At 69.8% G+C, this 20,866-nt stretch carries 20 protein-coding genes and 1 pseudogene; 6 read left to right on the top strand and 15 right to left on the bottom strand.

Annotated elements, in window-relative coordinates:
- Window positions 1–142 precede the first annotated feature (142 nt).
- The 4 genes from E1281_RS21165 to E1281_RS21180 form a co-directional block, all read right to left on the bottom strand.
- The gene (locus tag E1281_RS21165; protein ID WP_131880830.1) at window positions 143–1,168 is read right to left on the bottom strand and encodes a MoxR family ATPase; all 1,026 of its coding nucleotides are present in this window, start codon (window positions 1,166–1,168) and stop codon (window positions 143–145) included.
- Complete coding sequence (locus E1281_RS21170; RefSeq protein ID WP_131880832.1) at window positions 1,169–2,839, bottom strand: trypsin-like peptidase domain-containing protein; 1,671 nt, start codon at window positions 2,837–2,839, stop codon at window positions 1,169–1,171.
- A 7-nt stretch (window positions 2,840–2,846) separates the two neighbouring features.
- A complete protein-coding gene (locus E1281_RS21175; protein ID WP_243717200.1) occupies window positions 2,847–3,230 on the bottom strand; it encodes a CU044_2847 family protein in 384 nt (127 codons plus the stop codon).
- 101 nt (window positions 3,231–3,331) lie between these two features.
- The gene (locus E1281_RS21180; RefSeq protein ID WP_131880833.1) at window positions 3,332–4,798 is read right to left on the bottom strand and encodes a hypothetical protein; all 1,467 of its coding nucleotides are present in this window, start codon (window positions 4,796–4,798) and stop codon (window positions 3,332–3,334) included.
- Window positions 4,799–5,033: 235 nt separating this feature from the next.
- Here E1281_RS21180 and E1281_RS21185 point away from each other — a divergent pair, with 235 nt between their 5' ends.
- Window positions 5,034–5,612, top strand: coding sequence for a dihydrofolate reductase family protein (locus tag E1281_RS21185; RefSeq protein ID WP_131880835.1), 579 nt, complete (start codon window positions 5,034–5,036; stop codon window positions 5,610–5,612).
- A 164-nt stretch (window positions 5,613–5,776) separates the two neighbouring features.
- Entirely contained in the window at window positions 5,777–7,222 is a 1,446-nt protein-coding gene (locus E1281_RS21190) for an MFS transporter (protein WP_131880837.1), read from the top strand.
- A gap of 39 nt (window positions 7,223–7,261) precedes the next feature.
- Here E1281_RS21190 and E1281_RS21195 read toward each other — a convergent pair whose 3' ends face one another.
- From E1281_RS21195 to E1281_RS21215, 5 genes are all read right to left on the bottom strand, one after another.
- A complete protein-coding gene (locus tag E1281_RS21195) occupies window positions 7,262–8,839 on the bottom strand; it encodes a PQQ-binding-like beta-propeller repeat protein (protein ID WP_131880838.1) in 1,578 nt (525 codons plus the stop codon).
- A gap of 162 nt (window positions 8,840–9,001) precedes the next feature.
- Entirely contained in the window at window positions 9,002–10,255 is a 1,254-nt protein-coding gene (locus tag E1281_RS21200) for a hypothetical protein (RefSeq protein ID WP_131880840.1), read from the bottom strand.
- 257 nt (window positions 10,256–10,512) lie between these two features.
- Window positions 10,513–11,511: a helix-turn-helix domain-containing protein gene (locus E1281_RS21205; protein ID WP_131880842.1), complete on the bottom strand. Its 999-nt coding sequence runs from the start codon at window positions 11,509–11,511 to the stop codon at window positions 10,513–10,515.
- 529 nt (window positions 11,512–12,040) lie between these two features.
- A complete protein-coding gene (locus E1281_RS21210; protein ID WP_243717202.1) occupies window positions 12,041–12,220 on the bottom strand; it encodes a DUF397 domain-containing protein in 180 nt (59 codons plus the stop codon).
- Complete coding sequence (locus E1281_RS21215) at window positions 12,208–12,990, bottom strand: helix-turn-helix transcriptional regulator (RefSeq protein ID WP_165959027.1); 783 nt, start codon at window positions 12,988–12,990, stop codon at window positions 12,208–12,210. The genes E1281_RS21210 and E1281_RS21215 overlap by 13 nt, the downstream gene beginning before the upstream one ends.
- A gap of 132 nt (window positions 12,991–13,122) precedes the next feature.
- Here E1281_RS21215 and E1281_RS21220 point away from each other — a divergent pair, with 132 nt between their 5' ends.
- Both E1281_RS21220 and E1281_RS40365 read left to right on the top strand, forming a co-directional pair.
- On the top strand, window positions 13,123–13,503 hold the full coding sequence (locus E1281_RS21220; protein WP_131880847.1) for an ATP-binding protein: 381 nt from the start codon (window positions 13,123–13,125) through the stop codon (window positions 13,501–13,503).
- 314 nt (window positions 13,504–13,817) lie between these two features.
- Window positions 13,818–13,973, top strand: a complete 156-nt coding sequence (locus E1281_RS40365; protein ID WP_165959028.1) for a hypothetical protein — start codon at window positions 13,818–13,820, stop codon at window positions 13,971–13,973.
- A gap of 228 nt (window positions 13,974–14,201) precedes the next feature.
- Here E1281_RS40365 and E1281_RS21225 read toward each other — a convergent pair whose 3' ends face one another.
- The 4 genes from E1281_RS21225 to E1281_RS21240 form a co-directional block, all read right to left on the bottom strand.
- Window positions 14,202–15,206 (bottom strand): IS481 family transposase, encoded by a 1,005-nt coding sequence (locus E1281_RS21225; protein ID WP_131880849.1) that lies wholly within the window; start codon window positions 15,204–15,206, stop codon window positions 14,202–14,204.
- Window positions 15,207–15,259: 53 nt separating this feature from the next.
- The gene (locus E1281_RS21230) at window positions 15,260–15,703 is read right to left on the bottom strand and encodes a hypothetical protein (RefSeq protein ID WP_131880851.1); all 444 of its coding nucleotides are present in this window, start codon (window positions 15,701–15,703) and stop codon (window positions 15,260–15,262) included.
- Window positions 15,704–15,735: 32 nt separating this feature from the next.
- Window positions 15,736–16,128 carry an HTH domain-containing protein gene (locus E1281_RS21235; RefSeq protein ID WP_131880853.1) on the bottom strand — a complete coding sequence of 131 codons (393 nt, stop codon included), beginning with the start codon at window positions 16,126–16,128 and terminating at the stop codon, window positions 15,736–15,738.
- A 127-nt stretch (window positions 16,129–16,255) separates the two neighbouring features.
- Window positions 16,256–16,633 (bottom strand): hypothetical protein, encoded by a 378-nt coding sequence (locus E1281_RS21240; RefSeq protein ID WP_131880855.1) that lies wholly within the window; start codon window positions 16,631–16,633, stop codon window positions 16,256–16,258.
- A 132-nt stretch (window positions 16,634–16,765) separates the two neighbouring features.
- Here E1281_RS21240 and E1281_RS21245 point away from each other — a divergent pair, with 132 nt between their 5' ends.
- Complete coding sequence (locus E1281_RS21245; protein ID WP_207943403.1) at window positions 16,766–17,899, top strand: histidine kinase; 1,134 nt, start codon at window positions 16,766–16,768, stop codon at window positions 17,897–17,899.
- Window positions 17,896–18,531 (top strand): response regulator transcription factor, encoded by a 636-nt coding sequence (locus tag E1281_RS21250; RefSeq protein WP_131880857.1) that lies wholly within the window; start codon window positions 17,896–17,898, stop codon window positions 18,529–18,531. Before E1281_RS21245 ends, E1281_RS21250 begins: the two co-directional genes overlap by 4 nt.
- A gap of 58 nt (window positions 18,532–18,589) precedes the next feature.
- Here E1281_RS21250 and E1281_RS21255 read toward each other — a convergent pair whose 3' ends face one another.
- Complete coding sequence (locus E1281_RS21255; protein ID WP_131880859.1) at window positions 18,590–20,338, bottom strand: serine/threonine-protein kinase; 1,749 nt, start codon at window positions 20,336–20,338, stop codon at window positions 18,590–18,592.
- Window positions 20,338–20,866, bottom strand: a pseudogene (locus tag E1281_RS21260) (hypothetical protein); the annotation flags it as partial. The pseudogene E1281_RS21260 and the gene E1281_RS21255, both read right to left, overlap by 1 nt.

Consider the following 20,866-nt stretch of genomic DNA (forward strand, 5'->3'; position numbering starts at 1 on the left):
GCCCTGCTGCGGGGAGGTGACCGGTGGGGGAGGAAGGGACTCCTCCTCGGGAGGTGAGATGTGGCAGGCGAGCCACAGCATCTCGCTCAGCTCGCGGGCGTCCGGCGGCGGCCCGACCGCCCCCAGGACCTCCCGGAACCGGTCAATCGTCATCGATGGGACCGGTCAGGTACGGCATGATCTGGTCGGCGAGGGCACGGCGGTCCTCGGCGTCGGCGTGGCGGCACAGGTAGACGGCGTTGAGGAGCTGGTCGGTCGCCAGCGTCCCGGACGCGGACCGTTCGAAGAAGCGCCGGACGAGGTCGTCGCTCTGGTCGGCGAGCGGCCCGAGGTGCTCGCGGACGATCGCCGACAGCTCCGCCTCGCCCGAGGGCTGCCGCAGCTCGACGGTGACGCAGCGCCGCAGGAACGCGGGCGGGAACTCCCGCTCGCCGTTGCTGGTCATCACGACCAGCGGGAACGCGTTGCAGCGGACGGTCCCCGCGGTGACCGTGACGCGGGCCCCGGGCCAGTCGAGCGGAGCTCGTCCTTCGGATGGCGGTGGGTGGGGGCTGGAGGACGGTCCGTCCGCGGTCATGACCTTCGCGGAGGGCTCGGCGCGGCGGGTCAGCTCCGGGACCTCGTACTCGCCCTTCTCGAAGATGGTGAGGAGGTCGTTGGGGAGGTCGATGTCGCTCTTGTCGATCTCGTCCACCAGCAGCACGCGGGGACGGCCATAGGGAAGCAGGGCGGTCCCCAGCGGGCCGAGCCGGATGTAGCGCCCGATGTCCTCCACGTCGGGCGCCTCGTCGCGTCCGGCCGCGTAGAGGCGCGTCAGCGGGTCGTACTGGTAGAGACCGTCGCGCAGCGTCGTCCGGCTTGTGATCGGCCAATGCAGTACAGGTCCGAGCTTCAGTTCATGGGCCACCGCATAGGCCAGCGTCGATTTCCCCGTGCCGGGCGGCCCCGTCACCAGCAGCGGACGACGCAGATACAGGGCGGCGTTGACCTGCTGCACGGCATCGTCGGACGGCCGGTAGGTGGTCGCATGGTGCACGTTCCCCGAAGGGCCCTTCGGCGACCGCAGTACAGGCTTGCCGCCGAACGCGCGCCAAGGCGGCGGAGGAGGCAGGCGGTCGATGCCGTCGTGCGGGCGACGGCTCCCGGTGTAGAGCAGCCAGTCGGGCACCTATACCTCCATGGCGAGCGGCGGGTCGGGCAGCCGGGACGGATCGTCCCACAGCAGGGTCAGCTCACGGCCGCAGTGCGGCTTGTCCTTGGGGACGAGCAGCGCCTCCTTGCGGAGGGCGAGCGCGACCCGGGGAAGGTCGCCCGGGTGCTTGTCGCCCACCGCGGTGGTCAGCTCGTCGAGAACGCGATGCCCGCGGCAGGTGTCGTGCGCGGAGGCGTCGCACGGCGTCCGCGTCCACAGCATGACGGGGATGCCGTTGTTGAGCGCGGCCGTCAGCCAGCTCTTCACCGGACGCGACCCGTACACGAGCACGCAGAAGTCGACGTTGGCCTCCAGCCAGTCCTGGAAGTGGCTGCCCTTGCGCGGCGCGTCGCACGCGATCGGGCGCGGGTCGCTGCGTCCGCGCTCGTTCAGCAGCCGCCACCGGTGGTGGGCCTGGTCGCGCCGGATCGAGTCGGGGCGCAGCCGCTCCACGTCCCGCACGACCACCGGGTACTTGCGCATCTGGATCCTGTTGCGCGGGTCCAGGTACCACTGCTCGAACGGCTTGCCGAGCCAGCTCTCCGGCACCGCGAACTCGATCATCCAGTCGCGTCCGATCAGTGCGGGCACCACGCCCGCCACACCCGTCTCGACCGCCGGGCGGACCCGCTTCTCGGGCACGCGCTCGGTCTGCCGGGACGGCCCCTCCGCGCCGTCGATCCAGGTGTGCACGGTGACGTCGAAGGCGTTGTCGAACGTCACCCGCTCCAGCCGCACGATCACCGACGCGGGCCCGGAGCGCGGGGCTGCGGGCGCGGAGCGCGGCAGGTGCCGCGCGGACCAGGCCGCGAGCCGCTGCCGCCGCGCCTCGGGCAGATGCGTTCCGAGCGCCGCGACGTACCGGACGAGCCGTTCCTCGTCCCAGCCCTCCGCGACGTACCGGACCGAACCCCACGCGGACCGGAACCCGCCGAGCGCCGGCCGTCCGACGACGCGTTCGAGGTCGGCGCCGAGCGGATCGGTGAAGCGGACGCCGTCCAGGATCTCCCGCAGTTCCCGCCGCGCCTCCGCCGTGAGCCACCGCAGCGGCAGCAGGTCGTCGAGCTCCTCCCAGTACGTCCGGATGTGGGAGACGGGGAGCATCCAGCCGAGGTCGGCGCGCTCGTCATACCGGAGCTCGGCGTTGGTCACCATGCCGATGACCTCGTCCGTGGCCGGGTCGTACACGGCCGACCCGCTGTAGCCCTCCTCCAGCCAGTCGCCGGGCGCGGTCTTCAGCTCCTGCCACTCGCGCCGCATCTCCCGATGCGGCGACGTCGTCACGCTCGCGTGCCGCTCGTTCTGGTCGGGTCGCCGCGGAAAGCCGTACACGCTGAACGTCCGGCCGTCGAGAACGCGCTCGCGCAGGCCCGACGGATCCGCGAGCGCAGCGGGTCCGTACGGGACGGGCGCACGCAGTTCGAGCACCGCGACATCGCCGGTGTCACCCGCGCGCCGCCAGTCGCCGCGCGAGACGACCGTGGCGGGCAGATCCTCCAGCAGCCCGGGGAACCCGACGCGCGCCTCGGTCAGCCCGTGGACGGTGTGCGCGCAGGTCAGCAGCCGCGTCGCGGTCACGAGGAACGCTGCGCCGACCTTGCCGCCCGCCGGATGGCCGACCCAGGCGCGCCACTGCCAGTCGTCCACGGTGCGGCTACGCTCCCTCCGGCTCCTCCGGCGGCGCGCCGAGCGGCCGGCCCCAGGTCAGCTTCACTTTGAGATGCCCCTCGACGGAGGTCTTGGCGATGACGGCCCCGGCCGCCGCGTTGAGCTTGACGCCGAACTCCAGCTCGACCGCGTCGGGGTCGAGGGCGCCTCCGCGCAGCGACGCGAGCGCCGCCTCCGCCGCGTCCCGGACGTTCTGGAAGGCGTCCTCGAACCTGCCCGCCGCGTCATGGATCATCTCGCCCGCGCGGGACACCGACTGGAACCCCGGTTCCCGGTCGTCGGTCTCCACGACGACGGTCCCGTTCTCGGTCTGCCAGCGCACCAGTTCGTTCACCATCGCCCCCTCGCGACGAGAATCTATCAAGATCATGCGATCGGGGATGCTTTGCTGGAAACACCGCGCCGGGAAATACCGCGGCCACAGGAGGACACGGTGTCGCCCGGCTCGGAGCATCCCGACGCGAGCGCGTGTCAGGTGCGGGCCGCCTCGGCCTCCGGCTCCGCCTCCCGCGCCTCGACCGGCGTCCCCCGTGACGGATCGGACGGGACGCGGCGTCCCCACGCCATCGCCGCCGCGAAGCACGCGAACGGCATCGCGGGCAGGACGTAGCGGTAGTCGAAGTCCACCGTGACCGGCGGGACGGCCAGCAAGGTCACCGCTGACGTCCAGAACAGCGCGGTGCGTGCCCGCGCCCGCCGCCACACGATCCCCGCCGCGCCCACGAGCAGGATGCCGCCGAGCACCGTCCCGGGCACGCGCACGCGCTCCTGGTAGCCGCGCATCCACCCGGCGTACGGGTCGACGATGTGGAGCCGTCCCGCGTCACGGGAGTACTCGTCCACGACCGACTGCCGATTCCCGGCGCCGAGCACGGGCATGTCGGGGTACCGCTCCGTGGGCTTCGTGGGGAAGTGGTACCGGGCCTCCGTGCCGATCGTCGGGTACTGGCTCCGGTTCCACGAGAACGTCCGGACGAAGAAGTCGTACGCCACGACCTCCGCGTACTCGCCCGGCTGGTTCCGGATCGCCCACAGGGCGAACCGCTGCGCGTCCTTGTTCGTCGCCTCGTCGAACGCCTCACCGCTGGTCCATCCGAGCGGCGAGTCCTCGTGCCAGATCTGGTGGGACGAGGCGAGCCGTTCGCCCTTCTCGCCACGCGGGCAGAACCGCGCCAGGTCCGGGGGCGGCGCGAACGTCTCGCAGTCCGCGAACGCCGCCGTGCGCCCCCACAGGAAGACGCCGTCCGTCCCGGTCATCGCGAACCGGCCGTGCTCCTGCTGGAACCAGACCGCATACCCGCCGACCGGCAGGAGGAACGCCGCCGCGAGCGCCACGTGCGCGGGCCATCTCGTCCGCCGGACCAGCAGGTACAGGGCCACCGGCAGGAACAGCGGCGCTCCGACCGTCCGCGTGACGACCGCGAGGCCCAGCAGCGCCCCCACCAGCGCCGCCCGCCGCCACCCGGTCGCGCCCGGCTTCGCCAGCGCCAGCATCGCCCCGAACACCAGGACGGTGAACAGGGTGTCCGACAGCAGCAGATGCTCCAGCGTGATCTGGTAGGAGTCCAGCAGGAGCGGTGTGACGGCCAGCGCCGCCCACACCCGCCGTACGTCGAAGTCCCGGACGAGCATCCGGTACCCGGCCACCGCCAGCCCCACGATCGCCCCATGATGCAGCAGCATCACCAGCGCCAGGCTGTGGAACGGCTTCAGCGCCCCCAGGAAGACCCCGTAGCCGGACGGACGCAGCGGATGCGGAAACGGGTCGTTCGCGATCGCCAGGTAGTCGTAGCTGTCGTTGAACCAGAACGGCCCCCGGAACCCCAGCATCACGATGACCCGCAGCAGGACGGCCGCGAGCAGCACCACCGAGAACAGCCAGTTGCTCCGCAGCACGGCCCCGGCCTTGGGAAGGCGTTCGGCGAGCGGGGAGAGCAAACCGGGAACCTCACTGTGGACGATCGGGCACCGGCGGCGAATCGACCGCGTCACACCGGCCCGGGGGACCGTGGGTGCGTCACTGCAACCGGCTACCCACGAGCCGCGATCCTACCAGCGGCCCCGCCGCCCCCTCAGCCGTCCAGTCCCTCACCCCGTCTCGACGGCGATGAGTTCCGCCCTGCTCACCGGTCTGTATCCCCGACACGCGATCAACCGCACAAGGGAGAGCGCCATGGCCGCCACCTACACCTTCGACGTCTTCTCCAGCCTCGACGGCTTCGGCGCCGCCGGCGGCGACTGGACCGGCTACTGGGGCAAGCAGGGCCCCGAGCTCCTCGCCCACCGCCTCGCCCTGTACAGCGAGGAGCAGCGGATGGTCTTCGGAGCCACCACGTTCCGGATGTTCACGAGCATGCTGGCGTCGAGCACCGAGGAGTCCGATGTGCGTGACCCGTGGGTCACACGGATGACCCGCCTGCCGATGACGGTGGTGTCGACCACACTGGAGGACTCCGGCGACTGGCCGGACGCCGACATCGTGAGCGGCGACGCCGTCGACGTCGTCGCCCGGCTCAAGCGGGAGTCCGAAGTACCGCTGCGCTCGCACGGCAGCCTGTCGATGAACCGGTCGCTGATGGCCGCCGGCCTGGTCGACCGCGTCCAGGTGACGCTCTTCCCCGTGATCACCGGCCGGACGGGCCTGGACCCGATCTTCCAGGGCGCGGCCGACTTCGACCTCGACCTGATCGAGCACCGCACCCTCGACGGCGACATCCAGGAACTCACCTACCGCCCCACCCTCCACGCCTGACCTGCTGGAACTCGGCCCGGCCGCCGCTGAGCCGCCGGAGTGGAAGCAGGTCTTGACGCGCGCGTTTGACGCAAAGCTGACGAGGTCGAGTTTTGCCTTAGCGTCACTTCCGTTCGCCGCCGCTCGTCATGGCGGCGACTCCCAGATCTCCGAGTTAGGTGAAGATGACACAGGCATCCCGGCGTCGAGGGCTCGCGCTCGCGCTCCTCGCGGCCACCCAGTTCGTGCTCGTGCTCGACGCGTCCATCGTCGGCGTCGCCCTGCCGTCCATCGGGACGGACCTGGCGTTCGCGCCCGAGGACCTCTCGTGGGTCGCCAACGCCTACACGCTGACATTCGGGGGCCTGCTGCTGCTCGGCGGGCGGGCCGCCGACCTGATCGGCCGGCGCCGCATGTACATGGCCGGCATGAGCCTGTTCGCCGTGGCCTCCCTCGTCGGGGCGCTGTCGGTGAACGCGGCGATGCTGGTCGGGGCCCGCGCCGTCCAGGGCGTCGGCGCCGCGATCGTCGCCCCGGCCGCGCTGTCGCTGATCATGACCCTCTTCCCGGCGGGCCCCGAGCGCTACAAGGCCATGGGCGTCGTCGGCGCGGTGGCCGGTGCGGGCGGCGCGACCGGGTCGATCCTCGGCGGAGGGCTGACCGAGTGGCTCGGCTGGGAGTCCACGCTGTACGTCAACGTGCCGATCGGCGTCCTGGCGATCGCGCTGTCGCCCGTGCTGCTGCCCGAGGCGAAGGACTCCGCCGCCCGCGGCTTCGACCTGGCGGGCGCTGTGACGGCCACCGGCGGGCTGGCGTTGCTCGTCTACACGCTCGTCGACGCCGACAACGCCGGCTGGGCCTCCGCCCAGACCCTCGGCCTCGGAGCCCTGGCGCTGCTCCTGATCGCGCTCTTCTTCGTCATCGAGGCCCGTGCCGCCCACCCGCTCGTCCCGCTGCGGATCTTCCGCCTGCGGGGGCTGCGCGGCGCCAACATCGTCACCCTGCTGAGCACCATGGCGATGTTCCCGATGTTCTTCTACATGACCTTCTACATGCAGCAGGTGCTGGACTACGGCCCGGTCAAGGCCGGGCTGGCCGCGCTGCCGCTCGCGGTGGTGATGGCGGTGACGGCGGGGTCGGCGTCCGCGCTCATCGCCCGCATCGGTGTCCGGGTCCCGATGGCGGCCGGGCTCCTGGTGGTCGCCGCAGGGCTGGCCTGGTTCTCCCGCATGTCGGTGGACGGGAGCTTCCTGGTGGACGTCCTCGGCCCGTCCATCGTGATCGGCGTCGGCGGCGGCCTCGCGTTCGTCACCACCACGGTCGGGGCGACGTCGGGCACCGGCCAGGAGCAGTCCGGCCTCGCCTCCGGCCTGTTCAACACCGCGCAGCAGTTCGGCGGCTCGCTCGGCCTGGCGGTCGTGGTCGCGATCGCCACGGCCCGTACGACGCACGTCCTCCAGGACGGCGAGCGCATCGCGGCCGCCGCCCTCACCGAGGGCTACCGGCTCGGCATGCTGACCGCCGCCGGGGTCGCGCTCGTCGGCGGCCTGGCCGCCCTGGCGCTGATCCCGGGCCGCTCGGCGGCGACCAGCGAGGAACCGGCGGACACCGCCGCCCCCGTCAAGGTCTGACCGTCGGCTTCGGGCAGGCGGGGAATCCGGAGTCGCGGTTCAGTATCGGGCGTCGAGGATGCGCCCGTCCGCGGTGCCGATGAGGACACGGCCGGACTCCGTTACCGCGAGCGACATCCCCGAGGTGGGCATGCCGTGGACGATCAGCGACCGCCTCCAGCGGAGCCGGCCGTCCGCGGCGCCCAGAGCGACGACCTCGCCCGAGTCCAGCGCCACCAGGACGGTGTCCCCGGCGGCGTCCATCGCCGTGACGACGGCGTCGCACTCGAAGACCCATTCGGGCTCGCCATCCGCCCGGCGCCGTACCACGAACGCCTCGATCCGCCGGCGCGGACCGGAGGGGACGACGGTGCAGGCATGGACCAGGGCCTCCGGCAGCCGGACGCCGGGCCCGCCGAAGAGCCGGGCACCGCGTCCGGTGTCCCAATCCAGGGGGAACAGCGGCCGGACCGCGCCGGAGGGCTCCACTGCCGCGATCCACACGCCGCGCGGTGTGGGCTGGAGGAAAAGCAGTTCCGGGCTCCGGCGGATGACGAAGGTGGTGTTGGCGAACTCGTACTGGCCCAGGTCGACGGGCGCCGATTCCTCCTGGTCAGGGGACACCAGAGTGGTGGCGGCCTCGGTGGGGGCGTGCCGGGTGTCCAGCAGCATCACCCAGCCGTCCTGCCTCCCGGTCACCGCGACAGGGGTGTGCGATCCGGCGGGACGCAGAACCTCGCCGTTCTGAAGCGAAAGGAGTTCGGCGCCGTTCGGCCGGTACCGCACCCGGGATCCGTCCCAGCCGGGAGCCCACTGGACCTCCACCCAGGCCGTCCGCTGGTCCGGCGCGACCACGATCCGCCTGCCGCCACCACCGGGCACCGGCGCCACCCACTCCCGCAGACCGGACGGCAGCCACGACTCCAGCCGCACCTCGTCCAGCGCGGCCAGGACCCGGCCGTCGCGCAGCGGCTCCACCGCCCGGACCTGGCGGCGCGGCGTGAAGGTCTCGTTCCGGCGCGCCGCGCTGAGCGATTCCAGGGTGCGCAGTGCCGCCTTCGAAGCGCCTCCGGGCACCGACGGCACGCGGTTCCCGTCCAGCTCGGCCGGACCGATCGCCTCGGCGGGCAGGGCCGCCCAGTCGTCACGCGCGATGGACACGGCGAAACACCAGGAGTCAGACTCACCGTCCTCATCGTCGACCGCGGCCAGGACCAGGTCGAGTCGGCGTTCGTTCCGCCACCGCGCGGACCGCACCTCCCGGTCCGAGGCGAAGGCGGATACGGCCTCACCCGAGAGCAGGTCGAACAGGAGCAACTCGCCCTTGTAGAAGAAGCCGCCGTCGTAACTCCCGGTGCCGACGGCCGCCAGCGGCAGAACCGGATGGAACGCGATCGCGTTGACGGGCCACCGCGACGGCAGGAGGTGTCGGCAGCGCAGGCCGTCCATGTCATAGACCCCGATGCGACGGGTGCTCCGCCCGCTGGTCAGAAGACCGGGCTGCCACCCGGGCGGACCGACCTCGCCACCGACGACGACGAGCCCCCGCCGCTCGCCGACGCCCGCCACCGCCGGAAACCCGACCTCGGCGAACGGACGGTCGCCGAGAACACGATCAACGACCAGCGATTCCACCACAGGCGCCCTCCAGGGTCGGCGACCCGAACCATCCTCGCAGTCGTTCCAAGGCCGCGACTCAGGATCACGCACCCGTGCCGTGCGGCTCCGACGTGTCCGGACCGAGCCACGGTCAGCCTCGCCCGAGGCTGACCGTGGCGGTCCGGGACGGCCTGGACGCCGCTATACCGGTTTACGGCCGCAGTAGCGTATCCACTCCCTGCCGTTGGTGAGGTGGTTGGTGTTGAGGTAATCCACGCCTGCCTTTTGCTGCGCCTTCCACTTCGCCCATTTGTGGGCCTCATCGCATTCCGGATAGGGCCAGTGGCAGGGTATGAACTGTCCCGCCTGGGCGGGGCTGGAGCGCAGCCTGCCGTCGGGTCCGTCCCAGAGGCGGACCTTGAGGCCGATATCGTGCGTCCTCTGGACGAGGTCGTTCAGTAGCCGCTGCTCTTCGTCGCTGATCTTGAGGTCGTGGTCGCGGTCACCGCACTCGAACCAATTGCCGTTGAGGATCACGAAGTTCTCCGCGTACGTCCGGTCGAACGGCTCGCTGGGCAGTCGCGGCGCCTGCGGGTCGACTTCGGGCGGCAGGGTGCAGCCATTCCCGGGGGAGATGTCGTAGACGACGTTCTGCGGAACTTTCCAGGTCAGCGGATCGGGTGTGCCGGCCAGGTGCCGAGGAGTGCCGCCACTGAAGACCACCTGCACGTTCGGGTATCGGGTCCGCAGTTCCTCGGTCTGCCTGATGGCCGTCCAGTACGCGTCGACGCGCTTCGAGTGCAGGTAGTTCTCCTTGGTCCTCCCGTCCACGACCCACGGGGGGATCTCCCCCTCCTGCATGTTGGGTTCCTTGAGTTCGATGATGATCTGGAAGAGCTTTGCCGGATCGCGCCCCGGATAGATCTGGCCGCCATTCTTTTCGGCGCGCTCCATAAGTCCGTCGATGTAGACGTCCTTGAACTGGGTTCCCTTGGCCTCTTCGTAGTCGTGCTTGGCGTAGAGTTGGCCGTCCGAGTCGAGGAACAGGTCGACCTCGACGCTCGTCGCGCCGTTTTCGAGGGCGTCGAGGAGAGGTCTGCGATTATGGTAGTCGTTGTGTGCGTGAAGACCCTCGGCCCATTTTGCGTTGGGGTCGGGATTGCACGTCGGCTTGGGAATCCGAGGGCGCGGAAGAAAGTTGCTCCAGTCGGCCGGGGGGTCCGGAAGTGTTCTCCCGAGGGATACCGCCGTGGTTTCGAGGGCACCCCGGGTGTGAGCCTGTGGCGGATTTCCTGCGCAGTCGGCCCCGGTCGGCCGGCAATGGGCGCCCTCGCAGTTCTTGGCGAACGCGACGGAGACCCCGCTGGCCAGCACCACGGCGATGACCGAGCCGATGAGTACGGTGAGGCCCGCATAGCCGGCGGTGCTCCGGCCTCGATGGCCCGTACCGTTCATGATCCTCCCTCAGAGGGATGACGCCCCTCAGCCGAATATGGGAGAAGGGGGCGGCGAACCGCGGAGAACCCTGAATCGGGAATCCCGCGCTGGAATGGCTTTCAGGCTGCCACGGCACCTGTCGACAAGTATTTGACGATGACTCCATGATTGTTTGACCAGGCGTCCACCCGCGGTACCTCGACGATCGCCGAACATGGCTCGGCTCGTGACGGGCCTGCGGCCGGTGGGATGCTCGGCGACCGGCTGGGACCTGTTCAGAGGTTTCGGGCGTGATGCCCCTGATCCGGTTCCTGGTTCGCCTCGCGGTAGTCGCGGGGCGAGGCGCCGTAGGCGGATCGGAAGGCCCGGGTGAAGGTCGAGTGATGGGAGAACCCCCAGCGGGCGGCGATCCGGTGGACGGGAACCGTTCGCTGGGTGGGATCGCACAGATCACGGCGAGCGCCTTCCAGGCGCTGCCCGCGGATCAGGGCCCCGACGGTGACGTCGTCGTCCTCGAAAAGGCGGTGCAGGTAGCTGGTGGAGATGTGGTGCGCGGCCGCGATGGCACGGGGCGTCAGGTCGGGGTCGTGGAGATTCCTGCCGATGAAGGCGCGGACCCTCAGGGCCAGGGTCCGCTGGTGAGCCTCGGGGGAGAGGTCCCGTTCGGCATCGAGGGTGTGGGCGAACAGAGCCGAGGCGAGATCGGCCAGCACGGTGCCGAGCCGCGGGCCGTCGGTCGGCGCGTAGCTGTCCGTATCCGTGCAGAGGCGGGTCACGAAATCGCTCAGCAGCGCGCCGACACCCTCCCGCCCGGAGAGGCGCCGGTCGACCGCCCTGTCGGCGCTCTTCCGCGGCAGCGCCACCAGATCCTTGGGGATCTCCACTCCCACGGACTTGACCACGGGCTCATTTCGTCCTATCCAAACGGTGCACGGCCGCGAGGAGTTCTGACTGTGCAGGTCGAAAGCCCGGTATTCGGTCCCACTGTCGCTCCAGACGGCTCCTGCCATCCCTTCGATAATGAGCGTGAGATTGTAGGTATCGGGGTCGGAACGTCTGATGAGTTTCGCTGTCCGGTGGGACACCAGTGGTTGGACGCTCGACGGCCAGACGGTCACCTCGCCCAGGCGTATGACGCGCGTGTGCGCACGGAAACCCGCGGCGTGCTCGCTACTGAGATCCACCGGAGAGTGGGTGCGGCTCATCCATTCCCGCCAGTGGTCGAACCGGTCCGCGGCGGGGAAGTCCAGAGTCGTGTGAACCGTTTCGATCATAGGTCTCTCCATGATCTGGCCTGGCGTCGGCGGCAAAGGCGTGTGCGTGCGCACGGTGGGTGACCGATCCGTACTGTCCGCGACCAGGAGGGCGGACCCCGTCAGCTCGGTGCCGGACTGTTGCCCGACCAGGGAAGCCGGTTGACGGCGGACACCTCACCCAGGCGACCGTCCGCTCCTGTCGGCACCGCGCCAGGCCTGACCAACGGGGATGCGGGTGGCGATCGCACGTAGCATCGTTCTTCGGCGAGCAGTGGCCGCCCCCAGCTCCGCGACGGCGGCGAGGACGCCACCGGCCCCGGTGAACGCCTCTTGGTCGGTCATGGCAGCGCAACTGCACGCGCAGGCCCGCTCGGGCGTCGCCACGCCGACAGGAACGACGAGCGCCAACGCAATCAACGCTCGACCGGCCGTTTGCGAAGACACGGGTTTTGGACGGAACCCATGGTGAGGGGTTCCGGATGTGGTCTTCCCTGTAGTTCACAGAGCTCCGGCCAGCCTGGCCGGAGCTCTGCGGGGATTCGGAAGGCTACTGCTGCTTGAGGTCGGTCAGGAGGGCGCGGAAGGCGGCCGGGTCAAGGTGGAGCTTCGGCCCGCCGGGGTCCTTGGAGTCCCGCACGCCCACCCCCGCGGTCAGGGCGGCGAGTTCCACGCACTCACCGCCCTGGTCGTTGCTCCGCCGGGACTTGCGCCATGTCACATCGTCCACTGGTTCATCGCCTTCCGTATGAAGTCCCGGGAGTCGCTGACGCTCAGGCATCGCGCCTGCATCTCAGCGAACGCACTGACGCAGTGCAAGATATCGCTCGTCTCCTGGGATGTAACGCCCCCGGTCGACATTTCCTGATAGAGGAGATCCTCGCCGGTAGGTTGCGTCGCGATGCTGAAGGTGCCGGAGACGCCTCGGTAGTATGCCGTGGGAGCGATCTGAAGGGTCACATGCTCCCGCTCGGATACCTCAAGCAGGCGCTCACACTGGCGGTACATCACTTCAGGAGTACCCACCTGTCGAGTCAGAACGACTTCTGCCAGGACCACCACGATTCTCGGTGGTACTTCACGCTCCAGGATCTGTTGTCGCTTGAGACGGCCTTCGAGTGCTTCTTGCGTGGGCAGCAGGACTCGGGCGTACTCCTCCGTTTGCAGTAGTCCGACAACGAACGTCTCTGCGTACATTCGCAGGAGTTCTGCGGACGACTCCGCTACCGAGTAGTCGGTGAAGAACTTGGGGTGAGGCGAGGACTTGAGGATGTCGTCCCAGAGGTCGGTGAGTATGGTGCCGGACTTGAGGGCCTGGTCCAGACGTCCAGCGAAGTCCCTTCGGCATCGAGTGGCGCCGTTCTCCACCTGGGCGATGTAGCTGCGGCTTACGGCAGCACGTTTGGCCAGTTCAAGTCGTGATAGGTCGACCTCGTGGCGGAGTCGGGTCACTTCCTGGCCGAAGGTGATCGTCTGTCGAGTGGGCTTGCGCGCCGCCAACGGGGCACACCTCCTTGAAACCGGCTCACACTCTTTGGAACCGGCATGCGTGCGTTGTCGTTGTTTCGTGGTCACATTACGCCTTGGAGTGGATTCTGTGCGGGGAGTCACGAGAATCGGAGGTGATCGTTCATGGAAGGACCCGCGCAGATCGTCGTCCCCGTTCAGGCCGAGTCGATCAAGGTGGCTCGGGACTGGGTGGAGGACGTCCTGGGGCGGCTGGATCAGGACGCCTACATCGCGAAGGTCGTGGTGTCGGAGCTGGTCACGAACGTCCTGCGGCATACTGCGAGCGCGACGGCGACTGTGCGGGTCGTCCAGGCCGACAAGGGGACGGTCGTGGAGGTCTTCGACTCCTGCGACGTCCTCCCGGTCGCGTCGTCGGCCGACCTGATGAGCGAAGGCGGGCGCGGGCTGGCGATGATGGGCGCGCTGGTCAAGGAGTGGGGCGCCCTGCCGGTCGGCGGGGGCGGAAAGGCGGTCTGGGCGCTGCTGCCCGACGGCGCGGAGTGAACGAGGTAGAGGCGCTGGCCGGTCTGCGGCGCCGGTTCCCCGGCTGGGCCGTGTCGGTGGACCGGGGTGTGGCGCGCCTCCGGGCCCCGCCTCATCTGGGCGTCATCGCCCGAGGGGCTTAAAGCCGCGATGAACGGCGAAGCCACGGTCCCGGACGGCCGCGCGGCACGAAGGGTCCGGGTGCGGGCGCACAGCGGCGTCCGGTGGTCCTGACCGTGCTCCGGGGGGCGTACGTTGCGCACGGTGTCAACCACCGGACAGTCGAGTGGATCCGTTCAACGCGGAATCACGCCACAAAGTAGAGGGAGAGGAAAATGACGAGGACTCCGGACCAGTGGGCCGACGACGCTTCCACGGTCAACGCCCAGGCCGACAACGTGGCAGAGAACCCGGACCTGGCTCCGACGTACCAGCAGTTCGCGGACATCATCACCGATCAGGCCAACCACGAGAACGACGAGCAGCGGTAACGGCTCCTCGGTCTCGCTTCAGCGGTAGAGCATCGATCCCCTGTGGAAATCGCTTCGGAAAGCGGGGGATGAACAGGCGCGGTGCGTGATCTCGCGTCGCAACCGAAGTGGGAGGGACGAAAATCCCTCCCACTTTCTGTCGCCTCCCACGGCCCCAAGAGCCCGATCAGCGGACCGCCGCACGAATATGCGGCGCATGCCCGGCTTGGAAGAGGGACACAGCCGTCTCTAGATGTATGAGGGCCGGACATTCGTGACGCCCGTCCGAAGCCGTAAGGCCGGTGGCATGCCGTCAGCGCCGGTGTGCGGTCGGTGATAGTTGTAGTGGATGTTCCAGACGGCAATCGCGTCGGAGCGGGCCGCTTCGCTGGAGAACTCGCGAGCGTAGAGCAGCTCCTCGGCCAGGATGCGCTGGTAGCGCTCCACCTTCCCATTGTGGCGTGGGGTGTACGGCCGAGTCGTTTGATGCCGGGTCTGATCGTCGACGATCCGTGCGAAGTCGTTGGAGCGGTAACAGGCACCGTTGTCGGTGACGATGCGGTGTATGTGGACGATGCCGTGGGCGGCGAACCATATCTTCGCTCTTGCCAGGAACGCCGACGCGGTTGCGCCCTTCTCGTCGCTGAGGGGCTCGGTGTAGGAGAGTCGGGAGAAACCATCGACGGCCGAGTGCAGGTAGATGTAGCCGCGTTTTGCTCCAGCTGATTTGGCGCGGTCGGCGGCCTTGGCCTGATTGCTGTCGCGGCCATGGATTCGCCACCCACCTCCATCGGGGATTCGGCCGACCTTCTTCACGTCCAGGTGCACCATGTGGCCGGGCCAGCGAGCCGTGATCTTGCCTGGCTTGCGGTTGTTGTCCCCACCTGGGTCGATGAACCGGCGTCGACCGAGCCCGAGTCGAGTCAGGTGCCGGGTGACGGTGCGGCGGCTGATCGTGAAGTCAAGGTCGGCGAGCTCGTCGGTGATGCGTTGGGCGGACCACTTGCGTTCGCGTCGCCAGGTCTGGACCTGCTCGATGACCCAGACTGGTGTCGCGTTCGGGCTCCGGTGTGGCGTCGAGGGACGATCGATGAGCCCGGCGTCGCCGTGTCGTCGCCACCGGTTGACCCACTTCGACGCGCAGGCACGTGAGATGCCCATCTCAGCCGCGACATGCGCAATCGGACGAGTACGGCAACGTTCGATCAGGCGTCGCCGCCCTTCGACGTTCAAAGGCGCGTTCCGGTGAGGCATGGGCGGGCCTCCGTGACTGCGATTCGGGAGGGGACCTTCACGTCTGCGTCGATTCAGCTCTTCGTGAACTTTGCTAGGTCAATGCCACGTTCGGCGGCAAGGGTCTGCAGCTTCTCGGCGTCATCGGTCTGGACGCAGACACAGGCGTGCAGTCCGTCGTTATCACGGCGGACGATGTAGTAGGCGGTGCTATCGGTGAGCTGGTTGCCGTCCGCGTCATTGAAGAGCCAGCGGACCTGGACAAGCTTGATCGCGTCGGTGAGGTGCCGGGTGTCCAGGTGCTCGTAACTGACCGAGGCCAGTCCGAGCTCGCGGTACAGCGGGTATGACTGCTCCAGGCCCTGGGCCATGGACTCGCGGTCGTTGACCACGCCGGCGAAGCGGTCGTCGATGATCATTCCGGGTGTGGCCCACAGATCGGCCGCGGCCTTGGAGTCGAAGGTCGTGAGCGTCGCTGCGTAGCGAGTGAGGTAGTCGTCAATCTCGGAGTTGTTCATGTCTTCGACTCTAAGAGCGAATGCCGTCAAGGCTATGTCGGTGTTTGCTCTGGGTCCTCGCTCAAGCCGAGGGCCGCGATGAGCTTGTCGAAGGCACTTCGGGCGGTGGCCGAGCTATATGGGCCGATCGACACCAAGGCAGCGATGAGAGCTGAGACCTCACCTGGCGACAGCCGCACCTGACAGTCGCGGTCCGTGGCAGCGAGTCGATACCCACCTCGCAGGCCAACGGTCACCTCGAGCGGGACTCCTGCCTCTCGCAGACGGGCAGCGTCCCGTTCAATTGTGCGTGAGCTGACTCCCACAAGATCGGCGAGTTGCCGGGCCGTCGTCACCTTCGGATGCCGAGCCCGCAGGTGCTCGATCACCGAGTGCTGACGTTCGACCAGTGGGAGGATCTGGTGAAGTCGAATCGACGGATCCATGTGCTCAGAGAATCATGCTTGGTCGCCAGCGTCGGCACGGCGTGACGGGGCACCATGACCGACCAAGCGGTGACCTCTGAAGTCCATCAGTGCGACACCGTGTCACCAACGTCATGGCCCGCAACATCTAGACGGTTCCGCGCGGAGCTTCCTGACTCCGCGGCGCGGTGCGACCGCCCTTGCCGAAGTGATGCCGCTGCAACAGCACGGCCATCGCCGCGCATCCGACCACGCCGAGGAGGCTGGCGGTGCCCAGTTCCCCGCGCACGGCGTACGAGGACACCGAGGCCGTGAAGACGCCGGTGCACATCGCGAGCGTGAGGCCCATGGCGGGCGCGGCGTACGGGGCGGGAAGCGCCGCGGCGACCAGCAGCAGGGCGCACAGGATCAGATCCGGCACCAGGAAGAGGTTGTCGCCGCGCCAGGAGTCGTTCACGAACAGGAACACGAACGTGGTGACGCTGATGAGGACCGCGAACGCGCGGCCGAAGCCGATGAGAGTCATGCCTCCATCACAGCGGTGCCGGGACGCGCGGCACATCGGCCGGTGAGCCCGGAGCCGGCGGCCACTTGGAGGAGGCCGCCCTCCTGCTCGCGGCGGAGGCCCGTGGCGGACCGGCCGATCTAGGATCGGTGCGTGTTCGCCGACCGGGTGGAGAGCCTCGTATCGCGCTGGTTCGTCCCGTTGCGACTGGTGCTGGTCGCGATCCTGGCGGCCGGGGACCTGGCGCTCATGCACCGTCCCGGCGGCGGTGGCGACTGGGCGCTGGTGCTGGCGGGATTCGGGGCGTACGGTGCGGCCGTGCGGTGGCCGATGCCCGCCGTGGCCGGCCTGTCGGTGCTGCTGGGGATCAGCGAGGCGGCGGGCTCGGCCGTGGTCATGCCGGTCAAGGGGATGCTGGCGATCGCGCTGTTCGAGTTGGCGGTGCGCCGTCCGGCAGGTGAGTTGTTCGCCGGGGCGGTCGCGTTCGCGCTGGCGGTCGCCTGCGGCTGGATCGGCGAGCCGCTCGCGGACGTGGCGTCCGCGCTGTTCCGCGTGGCGGTCTTCCTGACGGTGCTGCTGCTGACCGGCGCCTACATCCGTTCGGCACGGGCGGCCGCGCGGGCGGCGGCGGAGCGGGCCGCCGTCGAGACCCGTGCGGCCCGCGCCGCCGAACGCACCGCGATCGCCCGCGAGCTGCACGATCTGGTGGCCCACCACGTCTCCTCGATGATCCTGCGCGTCGGGGTGGCCCGGCATGTCCTCCCCGACTCCGGCCCCGGCGTCCGCGAGGTCCTGGACGATCTGCACGCCACCGGTACCGCGGCACTCGATGACCTCGGCCACCTGGTGGCGGTGCTGCGCGACCCGGCCACCGTGGACGGCGATCCGCCGCCGGTCGAGCCGGCGGCGCTGCCCGCCGCGCTGGACCGCGTGGTCGAGCGGGGCCGGTCGGCGGGCCTGGCGGTCGAGGCGTCGATCGACCCGGCCGTGGCGGGGCTGGATCCGGTGCGGGGAACCACGCTGCTGCGGCTGGTCCAGGAAGGGCTGGCCAACGCCGCCAGGCATGCCGGGCCGCGCGCGACCGTGCGCCTGACGGTGCGCGTCGACGACGCCGTTCACCTGGTGATCAGCGACGACGGACGGGGCGGTCCGGCGCCGCCCGGCCACGGGCTGATCGGCATGCGCGAACGGGTGGACCTGCTCGGCGGCACCTTCGAGGCGGGCCCGGCCGGGCCCGGCTGGCGGCTGTCGGCCGGGCTGCCCCTTCCCGCGGTGGTGCGGCCGTGATCCGCGTCCTGATCGCCGACGACCAGCAACTCGTCCGGATGGGCCTGCGCATGCTCTGCGACTCGGCCGACGACATGGTGGTCGCCGGGGAGGCGGCCGACGGCCGCCAGGCCGTGGAACTGGCCGGACGCCTGGCTCCCGACGTGGTGCTCATGGACCTGCGGATGCCCGGTCTGGACGGCACCGCCGCCACGGAGCGCACTTTGGCCGCCCGTCCGGAGACCCGGGTGCTGGCGCTGACCACCTTCGGTGACGACGACCACCTGTATCCGGCGCTGGCCGCCGGGGCCTGCGGGTTCCTGCTCAAGAGCGCACCGCCGGGCGAGTTGCTGGACGCCGTGCGCCGCGCGGCCGCGGGCGAGACGCCGTTCAGCCGGGAGATACTCGGCCGGCTGGTCGAACGGGCCGTCAGCGCCCGCCCCGAGACCGACCCCGGCGATCTCACACCCCGTGAGCGCCAGGTCCTGGCCCTGGTCGCCGCCGGGCTGACCAACCAGGAGATCGCCGCCCGGCTCCATCTCGGCGTGACCACGGTCAAGACGCATGTCGCCGCGCTCCTGGCCAAGACCCACTGCCCCAACCGGATACGCCTGGCCGTCTTCGCCGTGCGCGCTGGGCTGGGGCCTGGCTGACGCTCTCAACAGGATGATCGCGGTGAGGAGGTGCCGCCGGGCCTGGGCGGGCCGCCCCTCATCCGTCGAGCACCTCGACGACCGGTGCGGCGCCTTCGTTGACCGTGCCCATGGCCTCCTGCGTGACGCCTTCTCTGGTGCCCGTGATGCGCATCGGAGCGATGCTCGACACCAGGTAGGTCCCCGGTGCCAGGATCTCCGGGCCCGGCACCCGGAGTGTGAACGTTTCGGTCCACCTGCTCTCGTAGGCGCATTCCGCCTGGATATAGGGCTGCGCTTCGCCGCTCTGCTTGCTCTTGGCCTGGACGAAGACGGCACCCGTTCCCGTCGGGAGCTGCTTCGGCTTCGCCGGAGGAATCCGGTAGAAGGCCAGGTGCTTTCCGTAGGACGGGAAGTCGGTGCTGTTCCACCCGAATTTGTAGTTGCCCACGACGTCGGTCCGTTCCGTGTCCTCGCCGAAGCACTGGCGCCGGCCGCCCGGCAGGTATTTCGCGCCGGACGGCGTCCGGGCCCGGAACCGCTGGACCAGCCGCAGGCTCGTCCCGGGCTTCACCCTGGCCGGAGTGACCGTCATGATCAAATCCATGTACGGAGTCGCGGAGGCGGGCATGTGGGGTTGCCCGGTCAGGGCGCCCGGCCGGGTGAAGTAGGCATGGATGCCTCCGCGGCTCTCCCTGCCGACTCCCGGACCCGAAGGCCAGATCACCCAGGCGGCGATCACGGCTCCCACCCCGGCGGTGCCGATGCCCGCGGCTCCTTTCGCCCCGCCGACCTTGGCCAGGAAGCCCTTGGACGTGGACGCGCCGGTCTTGGCCATGAAGTCCGCGGTCGCGGCCCCTTGCGCAGTGGTCATCACCCCTGAGCCCGCCACACCGGAGGTGGCGGTGCCTGCGGCCGTGGCGGCGGCGCCGGGAGCGAGCAGCCCGCCTCCCAGCACCGCCAACGGGACCGTGGTCGCCACGGCCGCCGCGACGGCGCCGATCGCGAGGAGCCCGCGCCGTTCCCAGTCGGGTCCGTACGCCTGGACGGCGATCGATTCGAGTTCCCCGACGAATTCGAGGGCGTCCCAGATCCGGTCGGACGGGGCCTTGGCCATGCCGCGCCCGATGAGCGGACGCAGCGGCTCGGGAACCCGTTCCAGCGGCGGCGGGGAGGTGGTGTGCCCCGCCATCAGCGCCTCCGAAGTCGTCCCGGGGAACGGCTTCTCACCGCTGATGCTTTCCACGAAGACGCAGGTGGCGGCATAGAGGTCGGTCGCGGGAGTGGCCGGCTCGCCCGCCCACTGCTCGGGCGCCATGTAGGCGGGGGTTCCGGCGCGGCCGCTCTGCCCGGTCAGGACGGCGACCCCGAAGTCGATCAGCTTGCTCTGCCCGTCGTCCTGGACGAGCACGTTGGCGGGCTTGAAGTCCCGGTGGACGACCCCGACCGCGTGGGCCGCCGCCAAACCGAGCAACGATCCCTTCAACGTCGTCAGCGCGGCCTCCGGCGTCAAAGGCCCGTCGTGTTCGTCCAGGACCTTCCGCAGCGGACGCCCGGCGACCGCCTCCAGGACGATCGCCGCGCCCCAGGGCGACTCCAGGTACTCCAGCAGCCGCGCCACGTGCGGGTCGACCACCCGCTTGAGCATCTGCGCCTCGGCCCGGAAGGTGTCCCGCGCCGCCGTGTCACCCAGCGACCCCGACGCCAGATACTTGATCGCAACAGGCCGCCCACCGGACTCATGCCGCGCGAGCACCACCTCGCCCTGCGCCCCGGCCCCCAACTCCGCCAGTTCCACGAACCCCGGAAGCCGGTGCCCGCTCGACATCACTGTCCCGTGTTGGTCTGAATCTCACTCACGACGAGCGGCGTCGGCTGCGACGTCACGGTCTCGGCGCCCAGGTCGCCGCCGGTGGGGGCGCAGGCGGGTCCGTCGCAACTCCAGGTGAGGTTCCAGGTGATGGTCGCGGTGATCTGGTACGCGCCCGACGGTTGCCCGGTCGACGACCGCTTGTAGGTGTAGTTGCAGGTCTCGCCGCTCTTGCTGCCCGCGTCCTCGCACCGCTTCCGGGACTCGCCCATGTTCCAGGTGACCGAGACGGGGTCCGCCGTGGCCTGGATCGACTGCCCGCCGCCGCCGATCGGGTCGGTCTTCACCACCCGGAAGCCGTCCACCCAGAGGGATGTCCGGATCCTGACATAGGTCTTGCCGTCCGGTGCGGTGTGCACGATGGGCGCCGGAAGTTCGGCGGAGCTCTTGGCGGCTGCCACCCAGTCGAGGGTGGTCGGCGCGGCCGGCGCCGGCGGATCCGCCTCGGGAGCGACGAATCCCACCCCCTCGTTCTCGGTCAGGCCC

This window comes from Actinomadura sp. KC345, from assembly GCF_004348515.1.
GTDB lineage: Bacteria > Actinomycetota > Actinomycetes > Streptosporangiales > Streptosporangiaceae > Spirillospora.